Origin of the sequence: Chitinophaga sp. CC14 (genome assembly GCF_048957795.1) — a bacterium.
Taxonomy (GTDB): domain Bacteria; phylum Bacteroidota; class Bacteroidia; order Chitinophagales; family Chitinophagaceae; genus Chitinophaga; species Chitinophaga ginsengisegetis.
In genome coordinates this window covers 992,095-1,007,863 of record NZ_JARBFY010000001.1, presented here as the reverse complement: position 1 = coordinate 1,007,863, position 15,769 = coordinate 992,095, and the positions used below count along the sequence as shown (strand labels likewise).

12 protein-coding genes are annotated in these 15,769 nt (G+C 43.9%); 4 read left to right on the top strand and 8 right to left on the bottom strand.

What is annotated here, in order from left to right:
• Positions 1–147: 147 nt before the first annotated feature.
• Complete coding sequence (locus PV783_RS04230; RefSeq protein ID WP_111577097.1) at positions 148–1,137, top strand: aspartate-semialdehyde dehydrogenase; 990 nt, start codon at positions 148–150, stop codon at positions 1,135–1,137.
• A gap of 315 nt (positions 1,138–1,452) precedes the next feature.
• The gene (locus tag PV783_RS04225; protein ID WP_079471700.1) at positions 1,453–1,704 is read left to right on the top strand and encodes a hypothetical protein; all 252 of its coding nucleotides are present in this window, start codon (positions 1,453–1,455) and stop codon (positions 1,702–1,704) included.
• Positions 1,705–1,789: 85 nt separating this feature from the next.
• Here PV783_RS04225 and PV783_RS04220 read toward each other — a convergent pair whose 3' ends face one another.
• From PV783_RS04220 to uvrB, 4 genes are all read right to left on the bottom strand, one after another.
• Positions 1,790–2,449 carry a DUF2461 domain-containing protein gene (locus PV783_RS04220; RefSeq protein WP_079471699.1) on the bottom strand — a complete coding sequence of 220 codons (660 nt, stop codon included), beginning with the start codon at positions 2,447–2,449 and terminating at the stop codon, positions 1,790–1,792.
• A gap of 154 nt (positions 2,450–2,603) precedes the next feature.
• Entirely contained in the window at positions 2,604–3,689 is a 1,086-nt protein-coding gene (locus tag PV783_RS04215) for a porin (RefSeq protein WP_079471698.1), read from the bottom strand.
• Between the two features lie 286 nt (positions 3,690–3,975).
• Positions 3,976–5,367, bottom strand: a complete 1,392-nt coding sequence (locus tag PV783_RS04210; RefSeq protein WP_079471697.1) for an ammonium transporter — start codon at positions 5,365–5,367, stop codon at positions 3,976–3,978.
• Positions 5,368–5,776: 409 nt separating this feature from the next.
• A complete protein-coding gene (uvrB, locus tag PV783_RS04205) occupies positions 5,777–7,831 on the bottom strand; it encodes an excinuclease ABC subunit UvrB (RefSeq protein WP_420987232.1) in 2,055 nt (684 codons plus the stop codon).
• A gap of 105 nt (positions 7,832–7,936) precedes the next feature.
• Here uvrB and PV783_RS04200 point away from each other — a divergent pair, with 105 nt between their 5' ends.
• Entirely contained in the window at positions 7,937–8,728 is a 792-nt protein-coding gene (locus tag PV783_RS04200) for a S1/P1 nuclease (RefSeq protein ID WP_079471695.1), read from the top strand.
• A 237-nt stretch (positions 8,729–8,965) separates the two neighbouring features.
• Here PV783_RS04200 and PV783_RS04195 read toward each other — a convergent pair whose 3' ends face one another.
• The gene (locus tag PV783_RS04195) at positions 8,966–9,889 is read right to left on the bottom strand and encodes a PfkB family carbohydrate kinase (protein WP_079471694.1); all 924 of its coding nucleotides are present in this window, start codon (positions 9,887–9,889) and stop codon (positions 8,966–8,968) included.
• Between the two features lie 78 nt (positions 9,890–9,967).
• Positions 9,968–11,383, bottom strand: coding sequence for an MATE family efflux transporter (locus PV783_RS04190; protein ID WP_420987231.1), 1,416 nt, complete (start codon positions 11,381–11,383; stop codon positions 9,968–9,970).
• A 448-nt stretch (positions 11,384–11,831) separates the two neighbouring features.
• Here PV783_RS04190 and PV783_RS04185 point away from each other — a divergent pair, with 448 nt between their 5' ends.
• On the top strand, positions 11,832–12,341 hold the full coding sequence (locus PV783_RS04185) for a hypothetical protein (RefSeq protein ID WP_079471692.1): 510 nt from the start codon (positions 11,832–11,834) through the stop codon (positions 12,339–12,341).
• Between the two features lie 220 nt (positions 12,342–12,561).
• On the opposite strand, the gene PV783_RS04180 is transcribed toward PV783_RS04185, so the two are convergent.
• Both PV783_RS04180 and PV783_RS04175 read right to left on the bottom strand, forming a co-directional pair.
• Positions 12,562–14,619 carry an OmpA family protein gene (locus PV783_RS04180; RefSeq protein ID WP_227024434.1) on the bottom strand — a complete coding sequence of 686 codons (2,058 nt, stop codon included), beginning with the start codon at positions 14,617–14,619 and terminating at the stop codon, positions 12,562–12,564.
• Between the two features lie 63 nt (positions 14,620–14,682).
• The gene (locus PV783_RS04175) at positions 14,683–15,690 is read right to left on the bottom strand and encodes a PorP/SprF family type IX secretion system membrane protein (RefSeq protein ID WP_079471798.1); all 1,008 of its coding nucleotides are present in this window, start codon (positions 15,688–15,690) and stop codon (positions 14,683–14,685) included.
• Positions 15,691–15,769: the final 79 nt, after the last annotated feature.

Below are 15,769 nucleotides of genomic sequence, written 5' to 3'. Positions count from 1 at the left end.
AACAATTATTTTATAGCTTTCAAACTTAGCATTCTGTCGATCACCCGGTGTTAATGCCATGTAAATGGTAAAAAAAAATCTTAATGTTATGAAAAGCGGGGGCTATATGTTAATTTTGGGCTTCCAAAATTAAAAATGTAAAACAAAATGAAAGTTGCCGTAGTTGGAGCGACCGGACTGGTTGGCTCAAAAATGTTACAGGTGTTAACGGAAAGAAATTTTCCCGTTACTGAATTGATTCCCGTGGCTTCTGAGAAGTCTGTTGGTAAGGAAGTAACATTTAAGGGCAAGACCTGGAAGGTGGTAAGTGCTGATACGGCGATTTCCATGCAACCAAATGTGGCTATCTTTTCTGCCGGTGGCAGTACCTCCCTGGAATGGGCGCCTAAATTTGCAGCCGCAGGTATTACGGTAATTGATAATTCCAGCGCCTGGAGAATGGACCCTACCAAGAAACTGGTAGTGCCGGAAGTAAATGGCGATGCCATTACGCAGGAAGATAAAATTATTGCCAATCCTAACTGTTCTACTATCCAGATGGTGCTGGTGCTGAAACCCCTGCACGAAAAATATAAAATCAAAAGGGTAGTGGTATCTACCTACCAGTCGGTAACCGGTACCGGTGTAAAGGCAGTAACCCAATTGATGAATGAAAGACAAGGCATTACCGGTGAAATGGCATATGCTTATCCGATAGATCTGAATGTTATTCCGCAGATAGACGTGTTTCTCGATAACGGCTATACGAAAGAAGAGATGAAGATGGTAAATGAAACCAAGAAGATTATGAGAGATGACAGCATCCTGGTAACGGCTACGACTGTACGTATTCCGGTGATGGGTGGTCATAGTGAAGCGGTGAATATAGAGTTTGAAAATGAATACGATGTGGCAGAACTGAGGGCATTGCTTGAAAAAACGCCAGGAGTAATAGTTGTAGACGATCCGTCGAAGGCTTTATACCCGATGCCAAAGGATGCACACGATAAAGATGAAGTGTTTGTGGGCCGTATCCGCAGGGATGAAACACAGCCTAAAACAGTGAATATGTGGATAGTAGCAGACAACCTTCGCAAGGGGGCAGCTACCAATGCCGTACAGATAGCAGAATACCTTAGCGGTAAAAACTGGCTGTAATCATACTGTTGTGCTATGTAATTAAGGGGTATACCACTCTTAATAGCATCTCCCGTATATGACTATACGAAAATATATTTATAACTCGTTAAGAGCAAGCATTTTACCGCTTGCTCTTTTTTGCGCGTTTTACAAAAGCATAACACATAAAACTTAAAAATTACACGGAAGTAGTATTGATTTGTGCAGGATAAAATCCAATTTTGGTAGTAATAATCCTATGCCAACTTAACTCTTTGAAAAAGAAGAGAAGTCCAATTTTAGAGATGCCGGTATTTTTCGTTATTTTCTAATCAGAAAACACCCTTAAGTCCTATGAAAACCAACACCAATCGAGAGCTTCTGTTAATGCACAAGTTCACCGAAGAGTGGAGCACTAATTTCTCTTCACAAGTATCCAGGATCATGAACATCGTTGATCAGCAGGATACGCTTGACGGAATTATACCTATTATAGAGGTGGCCAATGTTTACAATCAACGTTTTGCTCACGCGCGTACGGACAAGGAAAATCTTTTAAAGAATCGCAAAGCGCGGCCGTTCGAATTCCTGATTCACAAGAATTAATCCTGGAGTAACCAGGGGAAAGTGGTTTATTGGTTTAAGAGAGGTATGAAATCCTTATGTAAACCAATAAACCACTTTTTTAGCTTTAGTCCATTGCGCGATTAATAAATTGCAGCAGGGGTTGCATCAGGGCGAAAGTTTTCAGAATTTCTCTTACTATTGCGGGTTGTGTACTGCTTTCATCTGTAAAGGGATGGGAAACGATCACGCTTTTCAGTTTCAGATAGGCTATAGCGGGATTGTCCGGCTGGTAGCCCTGGGGAGCTGTTTTCAGTGCGTCGCCCTCAATTTTCCCGAAATGTTTGATGAATTCTTTATTGGAGATCAGTTGTTCAAATTCCTGGAAGTTATAGTCGATTTCCTGTCGTAATTTTTTGAGCTGGGGCGCAGCAGGCATCCAGATACCGCCGCCGGCAAAACTGTTTCCTCCCGGTTCCAGGTGAAAATAATACCCCGCAAGGGTAGATTTTTTTCCACCGGCCTGGAAAGAAGCGGCCATATTTACTTTATAAGGGGTTTTATCCTTCGAAAATCTCACATCTTTATAAATGCGGAAAACACAATCTTTCAGCTGGAGGCCCTGCATGGTGGCATCCTGTCTTGCCAAACCATCTATCAGCTGCTGTACCATACTTTCAAAATCGGCCTTGGCGGCCATGTATTCGGTTTTGTGCTCGTCGAACCAGACTTTATTATTATTCAGCCTGAGTGACTTAAGGAATTTTAACGTGGACGGCTGCAACATTACTTCTTTTTGCCAACAAGATAATACAAATCATTTATGGTTTTTTGAATTTTGAGGGGCCATCCGGAGGGGTTCTAAAAAAACAGATACAGGATATTTGCCGGAAGGCGATCTCTTCCCGTGGCAAACTCCTGCATCTGTTTGAATGCAACTTTTAGAAGTGATAGGTGGCGGCTAATAAAACATTGGATGTTATATCAGCAGGTTTACCGTCCGACTTGCTGAAAATATCTGCAGAAGCCTTATCCAGCCTAAACTCCGGCATAATAGTAAGGTTTCCTACCTTATAATTAAAGGTGAGTGTACCGGCAACTACATTACCGCCATCCGGTACGGCTCCAAAAACTTTAAGCCCGTCTTTATCACTGAAATATTCTCCACGAACCGTTAAACCAAATTTTTCAGTGAAATCAAGGTTTACGTACAGTGCATTGCCCCACCATTTTGCGTTTTCGCGGGTGCTTTTGGGTGCACGTGTGTCGGTATAGGTACTGTAGGTAGCGTTATAACCCAAACCGAATACAGTATTGATCTGGTAAGTGGCTACCAGGTCTACCTGGTGGTTCTGAATACCGAAGGTATCTTTTCCTTCCAGGTAATTCAGGTATAATTTAACAGGTGTTTCTGCCGGAGCAAAGCCCAGCTGAGCACCAATATATTTGTGGCTGTTAAGGCTAACTGATTTCAGATCTGTAGGGTTAAACACGCCTACCATAGCGCTTAAAGAGGAAGTGAGTGCAATGTCTGCCTTCACACCTGTATTAAAGAAAGGGCCATAGCTAAACATATAGCTCATGCTATAGTTCCTGTTGGCGTAGGCATCTACCAGTTCGTAGCCAATATGTGTAGCGAAGCTACCGAGGCTTAGTTTTATTTTTTCAGCTACCTGGTAAGAAACGTACAATTGTTTGATAGCCATAGACAGGCCATTGGAAGAACCGGGTACATCGTTATAGGAAAACTCACCGGCTCTTTTACCGAAGCCGAGGTCGGCTACGATGCTACCATTTTTGAATCCGTGTTCTACTTTTAGTGATACCATTCCCAATTCGAAGGAGTTGTGGGAATTGGTAAAACTGGTTTTATTATCAGTGTAATTTCCGTTGAGATTGTACTTGTAATACACATCTGCAGATCCTGATAATTTGAAAGCGGGAGCAGATGTACTATCTGTCGTGGATTGTGACATGGCAACCAGAGTGCTGCCCATGGCAAACAAGGTCGTTAACATTCTTTTCATACTTATAAATTTGGTTGATAAAATGGTAAGTACTAATGCGGCCTTTTCTCACGGATTGTTTCGGGGGGTGCGTGCTAATATTCCTGATGCTACATTCAGAAAATAGAAGGAATGGATAATCAGTAATTAATGATTGGTGCGAGTTTCACTTATTTACAGCAAGTTTAACTACCAATTATCCATTCCAGGTTCTTACAACGTAAAGTATATGCGTTTAATAAAGTTGATAAAGATCGTACTCAAAGAACTGTAACTCTTTTCTGATACCTGTGAAAGACGTTCTGTCTCAGGAGTGAATCAGTTCATCTTCTTCTTTCAGGGAACCGTTGTCGGATACACTGATCATAGAAGGGTGATAGTTTTCGTTGTGCTGAGTAACATCCAGTCCCAGTTCTTCTTCTTCTTCAGATACACGCAGTGGGTGAATCAGGTTGATGAGTTTGAAGATACCGTAAGATACTGCGAAGCTGTAACCTACTACCAGCAACAGACCCAGTACCTGGTTTTTGAACAGCTCGAAGTTACCATAGAACCATCCGTTGGTACCAGCTTCGTTTACTGCTTTGGTAGCGAAGATACCGGTGAGCAGCATACCTACCATACCACCTAAACCGTGGCAAGGGAATACATCGAGTGTATCATCAATGCTGGTTTTAGATTTCCAGTGTACTGCGATGTTAGAAATGATAGCGGCAATGAAACCGATGAATATACTTTGCGGGATAGCAACAAAACCAGCAGCAGGAGTGATGGCCACCAGACCAACTACCGCACCGATGCAGAAGCCGAGTGCAGATGGTTTCCGTCCGCGGATTACATCAAAAAATACCCATGATAAACCGGCAGCAGCAGTAGCTGTGTTAGTAGTAGCGAAAGCTGAAGCAGCGAGGGCGTTGGCACTCAAAGCAGAACCTGCGTTGAAACCGAACCAGCCGAACCAGAGTAAACCGGTACCCAGTAATACAAAGGGAATATTTGCAGGTTGTAATTCTTTCTTTTCGATATGATCCTTTCTTCTTTTCAGTACCAGGGCACCTGCCAGGGCAGCGCAACCTGCAGAAATATGTACTACCGTACCACCGGCAAAATCCAGTACACCCAATTTAAACAGGATGCCATCAGGATGCCAGGTCCAGTGTGCAATTGGTGCGTACACCAGCAAACTGAATAATACCATGAACAATACATATGAAGTGAAACGGATCCTTTCCGCTACTGCTCCTACTACCAGTGCAGGAGTAATGATTGCAAACTTCATCTGGAAGAGCGCAAACAGTAACAGCGGAATAGTGGGGGCCAGGCTCCAGGGGGCTCCTGACCCTACATTTTGAAACATAAAAAATGTGCGGGGATCTCCAATGATACCATTTACAGATTTACCAAATGCCAGGCTAAATCCAACTACTAACCAAACGATACTGATTAAACCGGTAGCAATGAAACTTTGCATCATGGTAGAAATCACGTTCTTCTTATTTACCATGCCTCCATAAAAGAAGGATAAACCGGGAGTCATCAAAAATACCAGGGACGATGCTACAAGAATCCAGGCGATATCAGCGGAATTATATTTGCTGGCATCAGCAAAATTCGGGAGGGCAGGCATAAAAATTCCAACTATTGCGATGAGCGCAAGGAAAATGAAGGGGAGATAGTCCTGAAAAGATATTTTCTTCATAGCGTTTGATTTTTAAATTTCTTAAATAAAAGTAGGTCCGAAATTTAAAACATCAAATAGAAGGGTCTAAAAATAGAAATATTTGAATAAGAGGTGCGATAATTAGGATTAAATCAATGATATTATAATTTATAATAATATTAATTATTATTTTTTAATATATCTGGGGTTTTATAGAGCTGAAATACTAATGTAAATAATTGAATATCAATACTATTAGAAGAATATTAAGGAAAGGTTAACAATTTTCAAATTTACCAGGTGCACGCGCTACTGTAATAAGGGAGGAAGTCACATAAGCACCTGATAAATAAATATATACAAATTATTAATTTATTACTTTAATTGCTGGAACAACTAATTTATATTATAAATAATTACATGTAATGTTCTGAATTTGCAAAGCCGATTATTGTTTCATTTCAAGTAATTCGCGCTCCATTGCAAACATCTGATCCCTCAAACGGGCGGCTTCCATAAAATCAAGATCGCGGGCTGCCTTCTCCATATCCTTCTTCACTTTGGCAATGGATTTCTCCATCTGCGGGATAGTTTTTACACTGGCCGCGGAGGATTTCGCATACGCCATCGCATCTTCTGCCACCAACTGCACCTCATCATGGATAGCCATTGGCGAATTTTCATCGAAGTGCTTGATTTCCAGTACGGAAGTTTGCCCCATGATCTGTTCCTTGCTTTTACGGACGGTGCGGGGAGTAATATTATGCTCTATATTAAATGCCACCTGCTTCTCGCGGCGTCGATCCGTTTCATCAATAGTACGCTGCATGCTCTCCGTTATCTTATCAGCATAAAAGATCACCAGCCCGTCCACATTACGCGCCGCACGACCGGCCGTTTGCGTGAGAGAGCGCTCATCGCGCAGAAATCCTTCCTTATCCGCGTCCAGGATAGCCACCAGCGACACTTCCGGCAAATCCAATCCCTCCCTCAGCAGGTTCACGCCTACCAATACATCTATATTACCTAGCCGCAGGTCGCGTAATATCTCAATACGTTCCAGGGTGTCCACCTCGGAGTGGATATAACGCGACTTAATATTAATACGTCCAAGATATTTGTCCATTTCTTCGGCCATGCGCTTTGTCAGCGTGGTTACCAGCACACGGTCGCCCTTCTGCACCCGCTTGTCTATTTCCTCCAGCAGGTCATCCACCTGGTTCACACTGGGCCTCACTTCAATAGGCGGCTCCAGCAAGCCTGTAGGACGCACCACCTGTTCCACTACCACGCCCTCTGTTTTCTTCAACTCATAATCGCCGGGGGTGGCGCTCACAAATATGGCCTGGTTCACCAGATTCTCAAATTCATAAAAATTCAGCGGACGGTTATCCAGCGCAGAAGGCAAACGGAAGCCAAATTCCACCAGGTTCAGTTTACGGGACCTGTCGCCTCCGTACATGGCGCCAATCTGCGGGATGGTCACATGGCTTTCATCCACCACCAGCAGAAAATCTTTCGGGAAATAATCCAACAGGCAGAAGGGCCGGGCGCCAGGCTTACGACGGTCCAGGAACCTGGAATAGTTTTCAATACCACTGCAATAACCCAGCTCACGGATCATTTCCACATCATAGTTTACCCTGTCAGACAAACGCTGTGCCTCTATCAGCTTTCCATTAGCCTTAAAATATTCTACCTGTGCCTTCAGCTCATCCTGTATTTCATATATGATCTGTTGCATCATGTCCTTTGGAGCCAGGTACATGTTTGCAGGAAAAATGGCCGCGTTGTCTACCACTGTGATCCGCTTACTGTTTTGTACATCAATGGTTTCTATCTCTTCTATCTCATCTCCAAAAAAAGTAATCCGGTAACCATAATCCACATAAGGCAGGTTAATATCCAGGGTATCGCCCTTTACACGGAAGTTACCCCGGTTAAAATCGCCGGTAGTACGGCTGTACAGGGAGTTTACCAGGCCATGCAGCAAGGTGTTGCGGCTTACGGTTTGTCCTTTCTGGATACGGATGATACCATTTTCATAGTCGGTAGGGTTACCGATACCATAAATACAGGAAACACTGGCTACCACTATAATATCCCTTCTGCCGGAAAGCAGGTTGGAAGTGGCTTTCAGCCTGAGCTTATCTAGTTCCTCGTTAATGGCCAGGTCCTTTTCTATATAGGTATCACTCACCGGCATATAAGCTTCCGGCTGGTAATAATCATAATAGGAAACATAATATTCTACCGCGTTGTCCGGGAAAAACTGTCTGAGTTCGCCGTAAAGCTGTGCTACAAGCGTTTTGTTATGGGTCAGCACCAGGGTAGGGCGTTGCACCTGCTGGATAACATTAGCTACGGTAAAAGTTTTACCGGAGCCGGTTACCCCCAGCAGCGTCTGAAACGGTTCGCCTTCCTCTATTCCTTTTGTTAATTGTTTGATCGCTTCCGGCTGGTCACCAGCTGGAGCGTATGGAGCATGTATATTAAAAGACATATTGAAATTTCTGTTTGAGAAGTATCTGTAAAAATACTAAGAATATGGAAGTGAAAGTGTTAAAAAAGAAGCTTTAATTTTGCTGCCACAATCAAGAAAGGACTTATGAGAAAAAAAATTTTAACGGGGCTGATACTGGCCTTCCTGTTACCCCTTGCCACTTTTGCCTGGGGCCCTAACGGCCACCGTATTACCGCCGAAATAGCCTGGCTTCACCTTACCCCCCAAGCCCGCAAAGCAATTACCAACATCCTGGGCCGCGAAAGCCTGGCTATGATCGCCAACTGGCCCGATTTCATCAAATCAGACACCACCCACCAGTACGATCACACCAGTAAATGGCACTACCTCGATTTTCCCGGCAATATCGACCGGGCAAAGTTTGATGAGCTGCTGAATGCAGCTAACGATGAAAACCTGTACACGCAAACACAGGCCATGATAAAGGAGCTGAAAAACCGTAACCTGCCGAAAGACAAACAACGGTTTGCACTCACTTTCCTGGTTCATATGATGGGCGATATGCATCAGCCCCTGCACGTAGGCCGTGACGAAGACATGGGCGGCAACAAAATTGCTGTAATGTGGTTCGATAAACCTTCCAATCTGCATAAGGTATGGGATGAACAACTGATCGATTTCCAGCAGTTGAGTTATACAGAATACACCAAAGCGCTGGACATCGCATCTGCAGCGGAAATTAAGACCATACAGCAGGGTTCTATCGCCGATTGGATGTTTGACTCGCACCAGCTCTCCGACAAGGTATATGCCTATACGCAGCCCGATGCCAAGCTCAGCTACCGGTATAATTATGTTTTTGTGAAGGATCTGAATCAGCAATTGCTGAAAGGTGGGTTGCGTTTGGCAGCTATCCTCAATAATATTTATAAATAAGCGAGTGTGGCGCCTCCGGCGCTGGAAATTGTCTTTGAGCAGGATTAGATTGATTATGCTGATTTCATTGATTTGATTACGTTTTGATTTTAAAAAAGATAAGGGGAGATAAAAGCGGGTATTCGCTTCTGTCTCCCCTAAATATTAAAGTCCAAACGTAATCAAATCAATGAAATCAGCATAATCAATCTAATCCTGCTCCAAGACAATTTACTATTGCCGGAGGCGATACATTCACTATACCAGGTCAATATCAAAATTCACCAGCTGAACAAACTGCTCCAGGCGGGCCGCAATATCTTCATGCGTAATTTCGCGGATGCGTTCAGTTCCAAACTTTTCCACACAGAAAGAAGCCATAGCAGAACCTACGATGATAGCGGTTTTCATGTTTTCAAAGGAAATATCCTTTGTTTTAGCCAGGTGGCCTATGAAACCTCCTGCAAAAGTATCGCCAGCGCCGGTTGGATCATATACATCATCCAGTGGCATAGCAGGAGCGAAGAATACATGATTTCCGGAGAATAATAATGCGCCATGTTCTCCCTTCTTGATGATCAGGTAACGGGGACCCATAGACATAATTTTACGGGCAGCCTTCACCAAAGAGTATTCACCGCTCAGCTGACGGGCTTCTCCGTCATTTACCATCAGCACATCCACTCTTTTTAATACCTTCAGCAAATCGTCCAGTGCTACTTCCATCCAGAAGTTCATGGTATCCATCACTATCAGCTTAGGGCGTTCTTTCAACTGATCCAGTACACTCATCTGCACCTGTGGGGTAAGGTTACCGAGAATGAGGAACTCACTTCCCTGGTAGCTTTCCGGGATAACAGGCTGAAAATCGGCCAGTACATTCAGTTCTGTTGCCAGTGAATCACGGGTATTCATATCCATGTGATACTTGCCTGACCAGTAGAACGACTTTTCACCTTTCTTCACCTGCACACCATCCAATACCACTCCTTTAGCAGTCAACGCATCCAGTTCTGAAGCCGGAAAGTCCTCACCTATTACAGACACCTGGTTAATAGGCTGAACGAAGTTAGACGCTGCCCATGCGATGTAGGTGGCGGAACCACCAATGATTTTACCTGACTTTCCAAAGGGGGTTTCGATTTCATCGAACGCCATAGTACCTACGACTGTGAGTGACATGCTTATTGAGTTATTTTTATTATGTTAAAATTTAATGCAAACCTCGCAAAGGTAACTACTTATACAGAAAGCAGGAAGCTAAATCTTCACCTGCTTCCAGGTACCCCGGCGAAACAGCCATACAGCCACCAAAGCAGAGGTAGACTCAGATATAGCCATCGCCCAGAAAACCCCTACCGGTCCCATTTTTAGCAGGATAGCCAGTGTATAGGCCAACGGCATCTGGAATAGCCACATAATAAACATGTTAATCAACATAGGTGTACGTGTATCGCCGGCACCATTGAAAGATTGGGTAAGTACCATGCCATAGGCAAAAAACACGTAACCGGCGCTCATTAAGCGGATACATTGCACGCCATAGGTGATTACAACCGGATCGGTTGTAAAGAAGCCAATAATGGCGGGCGCCCACACCATAAATACAACCGCTACCACACCCAGGAAGATCATATTAAAGAAGGCCGCCCTCCAGGCCGATTTTTCGGCCCGCCCGGGTTGTTGCGCGCCAAGATTTTGCCCTACCAGTGCTGCTGCTGCATTAGCCATTCCCCAGGCGGGTAATATAGTAAAGATCACCACCCTAATGGCAATGGTATATCCTGCTACGGCATCTTTTCCAAAATGAGAAATAATGCGCACCAGGAAAATCCAGCTGGCAGAAGCTATCAGCATTTGCGCGGTGGCGCCGGCCGCAATTTTAAGAATGGCCCCAATCAATGGAAACGCCGGAGCCAGATGCTTTTTCGTAATGCGGATCAGGTCTTTTCCTTTTACCAGGTGATACAACTGGTACATCACGCCCGTGCCTCTTCCGATAAAAGTGGCAATAGCAGCGCCTTTCAGACCTAATGCAGGAATTGGTCCCCATCCGGAAATTAACAGCGGGCACAATATAATATTCAGTCCGTTCGCAATCCATAACGACCGCATGGCCAGGGCCGCATCGCCAGCCCCGCGGAAGATGCCGTTGATCAGGAATAATAAAATGATCACGATGTTGCCGCCAAGTATTATCTGCGTATATACGTAACCGTAGTCGGCTACTTCTTTGGCGGCGCCCATTACCAGTAAGATATCTTTCGCAAAAAATATTCCCGCCAAACTTATCAGCACAGAAATAACCAATCCCGGGTATAAGGATTGCATGGCTGCATGCGCTGCGGCATCAGGATCCTTTTCGCCGGTTCTGCGGGCAATCATAGCGGTGGCCGCCATGCTTAATCCCATAGCACCAGTATATACCAGCGTGAGCACGGATTCTGTAAGCCCTACTGCAGTAATGGCGTTTACACCCAAATGACTCACAAAATAAATATCTACCACCGCAAACAGTGACTCCATCGCCATTTCAAGGATCATTGGAATGGAGAGCAGGAATATAGCCCGGTCGATACTTCCTGTTGTAAACTCCTTTTCACTACCGGTAACGGCTATCTTAAATAATTGAAAAAAACGACGTGTACGCTGTGGCGCGTTCGTTAAAAGAGGCATAATTTACTTTTGAAAATAATAACGAGGAACAGTGCATTATCCGCACTGCAAACTAAAACAGGAAAGTGGAAGGGCGACAAGCGGAAGTACCGTGGTCTTAATAAATTTTCATATGCTATCAGTTCTGGCATCTTATGATGCTCCGCAAATGTAATTTAATTTTTCAATCATCAAAAACCATCTTTAAAAATGCGCAGGTCAACATCAGTTATAACAGGTATTTCTTCATGAAAAGAAAATACGATCGCTACGATCCATGATACGTAAAGGTTACAGGCAGGTGAAAAAAAATATTTAAAAAATACTTTACCTATAGCTGTAACTTTTCATTTTCACTTCCGTTTAACATTCCAAGTAAGCGCTGAAAACCTATATTAAAACAAGATCACAATCACAAACATTACAATTACAAAATTACAATCGTAAAACCTTTATAAAAACTGAAATCATGCTTATGTTCAACAAAAACACACTCCTGACGGGAGTAGTGATCGCTACTGTATTGGGTATTACTGTAAGCTCCTGCAAAGATGATGACAATCCAACACCACCTCCTCCAACACCACGTTCCAAGTCGTTTGAACTGAAAGGATCCGGCGCTGATAAAGATAAAAAGGTAGGTGATATTACCATCACCGAGAACACTGATAGTAGTGTGAACGTTGTATTGAATCTTACTAAAAACATTAAAGACGCGGATCATGGCGTTTACCTGATTGCTGGCACTGCTGCGGCTCCCAAAACAGATACCCTGCTTAAAGGAACGTTTAAAGGAACCGGTGCTGCACTGAAGATAGATCTCTTAACGAAAGTAAAATCTATCAAGGTTTCAAAACCAGGCGGTATTCAGAAAGATACTGCATTCAAGTATAACAATGCGATAGAACTCAGTTCCCATCTGAAAGTAATGAAAGCTGCTGATACCATTGCTATTGGCCTCTTTGGTAAAAGCAACTAATTCTAAAGTCTGAAAATTTACATTAGAACTATTGAAAGCATGTTCATAGTAATGAACATGCTTTCTCCTGTATTTTATTTAAGAAGGAATCCTAATTAAATAAATTCTTTCAGATATCGAAAATCATTAAATAAAAAAGCCGACCAGGAGGCCGGCTTTCTAAATGGTTATTACAGGATATGGAAGGATCCGGCCAAACAGCCGGTTTAAGGGAAAATTTTTATTGACTACTGCTGTTACCATCATCTTCCACCTTTACCTGAACCTGTCTTTTTAACACCTTGAATTCAGTTCTGCGGTTAAGCTGACGTCCTTCTGGATTGTCTTTATGATTAGGCAGTGAGTTTGGTGCAATTGGTTTGGATTTACCGTAACCTTTAGCGATAAGCCTTTCCGAAGCAATACCCCTGCTGATCAGGTAATCCACGCAGGATTGGGCCCTTGCCTGGGACAGCTTGTCGTTGAATTTCACGGAGCCTACACTATCGGTATGTGCGCTCATCTCGATCGTTAACTTCGGATTATCATTCAGCATATCAACCACCGTATCCAATACTGCTTTAGATTCCGGACGGAGCGTTGCCTTTCCGAAATCGTAGTAGATATTATTAAGTACAATTGGTTTTTCTATTTCGTAATGCTTGAGGCAAAGGGTGGGATTATCCATAGAATCTATCCTCACCAATGAATCTGTATTAAAATAGAGTGTTTTGGTGAAATAGTTGTCTTTTTCAGCAATCACTTTGTAAAAGCGTTGTGGATCCACTTCAAAGGTATACCTTCCGGTGGCGTCCAGTGTAACTTTGCGGATTGTTTTTCTTCTCACTGTATCCAATAAGGTAACGGTAGCGCCTTCCAGCGGCAGATGGGTATCACAGTCGATGATCAACCCGCTTGCTATTTTGCGGATGCGGTTAATGCTGAATACTTCCAGGCAGCAGATAGATTCCCTGTCGGAACTGATGAAGCCTGCTGCAAAGGGATGTGTATTATCCAGTGCTGTATAATAGATATCATCTTTAGGAGAATTCAATGGTTTACCCATATTAACCGGGGCCGACCAGGTACCGAAGTCGCCCTCGCTCTGGAAGAAATCGAGCCCACCCAAACCTACGCGGCCATCGGTGCTGAATACGAGCAGGTTTTTCTCTGCATCGTAGAATGGCGCCTGTTCCTCATCTTTTGTGTTGATGGCTGTACCCATGTTGCGGGCGCCACCGGGCGTGCCGTTGGTCATGATGCAATACCACAAATCATTTTTCCCCATACCTCCGGGTCTGTTGGATGCAAACAGCAGGTATTTTCCATCAGCGGTGATATAGGGCTGCATAGAGTTATACCCTGTAACGTTTACATTGTCGCCTAATATTTTTGGTTCAGACCACACTCCATTCTGGCGGCTGCTGAAATAGATAGCGGATTGTTTCACACCATCTTTCATCGACCAGCGGGTAATATACAGAGAGTTCCCATCCGGGGTAATCGCAGATACTCCCTGATCAAATCCTTTAGTGGTAGGGATTTTCAGCTTCTGGCTGTTATCAAAGGTATTGCCGCTGCCGGTAGCAGTGTAAAGATCATTTACATATGGGGTTCCTTTTTTTGCTTGTTTTTTTGTGGTGGGCTGCTTAACGGTGGTAGGCAGCGGCGGATTTTCGGCACGGGAAGAGGTAAACATTAAAGTACCCGGATCGAGGATCACCGGCGCATAGTTTGCACCGCCTTCATTAACGTTACCGGCAGTTTTTACGATCGTAAATCTTGGTTCCTTATTGGCTTCGGAGAGTGCGAATTCACAGCAGGCAATTTCGAGCGGGGTTCTTACAGACAGTTCATCGGCGGCGGTATAGCTTTGTTTGAATTTTTTAAATTCATCCAGTGCCTCCTGGTATTTTCCATTGTTCCTGAGGCAGATGGCGTACCAGTACCGGGCCTGGGGATATGCCGGATTATTAAAGCCAACCAGTTGCGCATACCAGGTTTCTGCATTACCATAGTCGTAGAAGAGCCGGTAAGATTCAGCCAGCCTGGCTACCACCTGTTGATAATCCTTCAGTTTACCACTGGGAGGAGCGCCGGCAACTGTATAGGGTAATACCTGCTCTGGCTTGATTTTGAAAGTGCCCAGTGCTTTATTGTAGTACTGTGCAGCGGAATAATAATCCCGTGAGCCGTAAAAAACGTCTGCAGTATGTTTAAAATCATAAACATACTGCGCTTGTAGGGAGCCAATTATTCCTGTAAAAACCACCAGCCAACAGAGTGTAATTTTTTTCATGAGGGTTCCATTTCTTTTTTCTGTATATGTTTTTGCCTCCATTCTGATCCGGTTTTTGATAAATTATAACCTGGGACAAATAAAGTATTCTTCGTTAAGCATTCTTCTTTTGCGGCTGATAAAAGAGAGTGATATTTCAAAGCTCTGGCTGCCATTTACCAGGCGGCGCATGTTGGAGGTATTGGCATCGTAGCTTAATCCCAGTACAAAGCTTTTGAAATGGAAACCGGCAAAAGGAATTACGGCATCATTGAAGCGATAGTTACCTCCCACCAGGAAATCGAATTCAGGATTTACCATCAGCTGGGCATACATACCCGCCACAATTTCTTCGGCATTTCCTTGTCTCATGTAAAGTCCGGTAGGAGTAAGGGTTACGGCATCATTCAGCCTGATTTTGGTACCACCGTGTACCAGGTATCTTACCGGCAGCTTTCTTTCGGTGCCATCGGAGGAAAACGGATCCTTTGGTTGTGTAAGATGCTGTGCTGCAAATCCGGCAAATGGATTTAATGTATGATTTGGATTACCATCAAAAAATACTACACCTGCTCCTGCGTCAAACTGGTTGGACGTGGTATTGCTTACATTCTCCCCGTTAAATATGCTGGGATCAAAACCGGTTACCGGCTGATACTGGCTGCCGGTCTGGAATTTAGCAGGATCCAGCCTTCTGTTGATCAACCCTGCGTTGATCCCAAACACCAGCTGGCTGGTTTTGGTACGGCCAAATTTCACACCGGTGTAAGAAACGCTGGCCATTGCATTGAAGAAATTATAGCCGGCATCACCTGCAGACATGTTCATTACATTAATACCTACGCCTATATTCTTATCCGTAGCGGCATCTGCAGAAATACCCACAGTGGAGAATGGTTTCCCGTAATTGGCCCACTGATTACGATAGTCGGCACTAATGCGGTAATCACCGTCTATCACGCCTGTAAGAGCAGGGTTAAGCCATAACGGGTACGCATAGTATTGCGAAAAGTGCGGATCAACCTGGGCAACAGAAGTGCGGGGCAATAAGCTGCTCCATAAAATCATTGCAACTATAAAAATCCTTTTCATAGGAACATTTTTAAGTATTTCTGGATAAACCGGGATGCTTTGCAGCACCCCGGTTTTATTTTTGATTTGATCTTGCTGA

What these genes read in the sequence shown, in the direction of transcription:
- PV783_RS04225 (WP_079471700.1), top strand. Translation starts at nt 1,453, where the DNA reads ATGAAAACCAACACCAATCGAGAGCTTCTGTTAATGCACAAGTTCACC.
- PV783_RS04210 (WP_079471697.1), bottom strand. Translation starts at nt 5,367, where the DNA reads ATGAAGAAAATATCTTTTCAGGACTATCTCCCCTTCATTTTCCTTGCG.
- PV783_RS04230 (WP_111577097.1), top strand. Translation starts at nt 148, where the DNA reads ATGAAAGTTGCCGTAGTTGGAGCGACCGGACTGGTTGGCTCAAAAATG.
- PV783_RS04220 (WP_079471699.1), bottom strand. Translation starts at nt 2,449, where the DNA reads ATGTTGCAGCCGTCCACGTTAAAATTCCTTAAGTCACTCAGGCTGAAT.
- PV783_RS04195 (WP_079471694.1), bottom strand. Translation starts at nt 9,889, where the DNA reads ATGTCACTCACAGTCGTAGGTACTATGGCGTTCGATGAAATCGAAACC.
- PV783_RS04185 (WP_079471692.1), top strand. Translation starts at nt 11,832, where the DNA reads ATGCTTATGTTCAACAAAAACACACTCCTGACGGGAGTAGTGATCGCT.
- PV783_RS04180 (WP_227024434.1), bottom strand. Translation starts at nt 14,619, where the DNA reads ATGAAAAAAATTACACTCTGTTGGCTGGTGGTTTTTACAGGAATAATT.
- PV783_RS04175 (WP_079471798.1), bottom strand. Translation starts at nt 15,690, where the DNA reads ATGAAAAGGATTTTTATAGTTGCAATGATTTTATGGAGCAGCTTATTG.
- uvrB (WP_420987232.1), bottom strand. Translation starts at nt 7,831, where the DNA reads ATGTCTTTTAATATACATGCTCCATACGCTCCAGCTGGTGACCAGCCG.
- PV783_RS04190 (WP_420987231.1), bottom strand. Translation starts at nt 11,383, where the DNA reads ATGCCTCTTTTAACGAACGCGCCACAGCGTACACGTCGTTTTTTTCAA.
- PV783_RS04215 (WP_079471698.1), bottom strand. Translation starts at nt 3,689, where the DNA reads ATGAAAAGAATGTTAACGACCTTGTTTGCCATGGGCAGCACTCTGGTT.
- PV783_RS04200 (WP_079471695.1), top strand. Translation starts at nt 7,937, where the DNA reads ATGAGAAAAAAAATTTTAACGGGGCTGATACTGGCCTTCCTGTTACCC.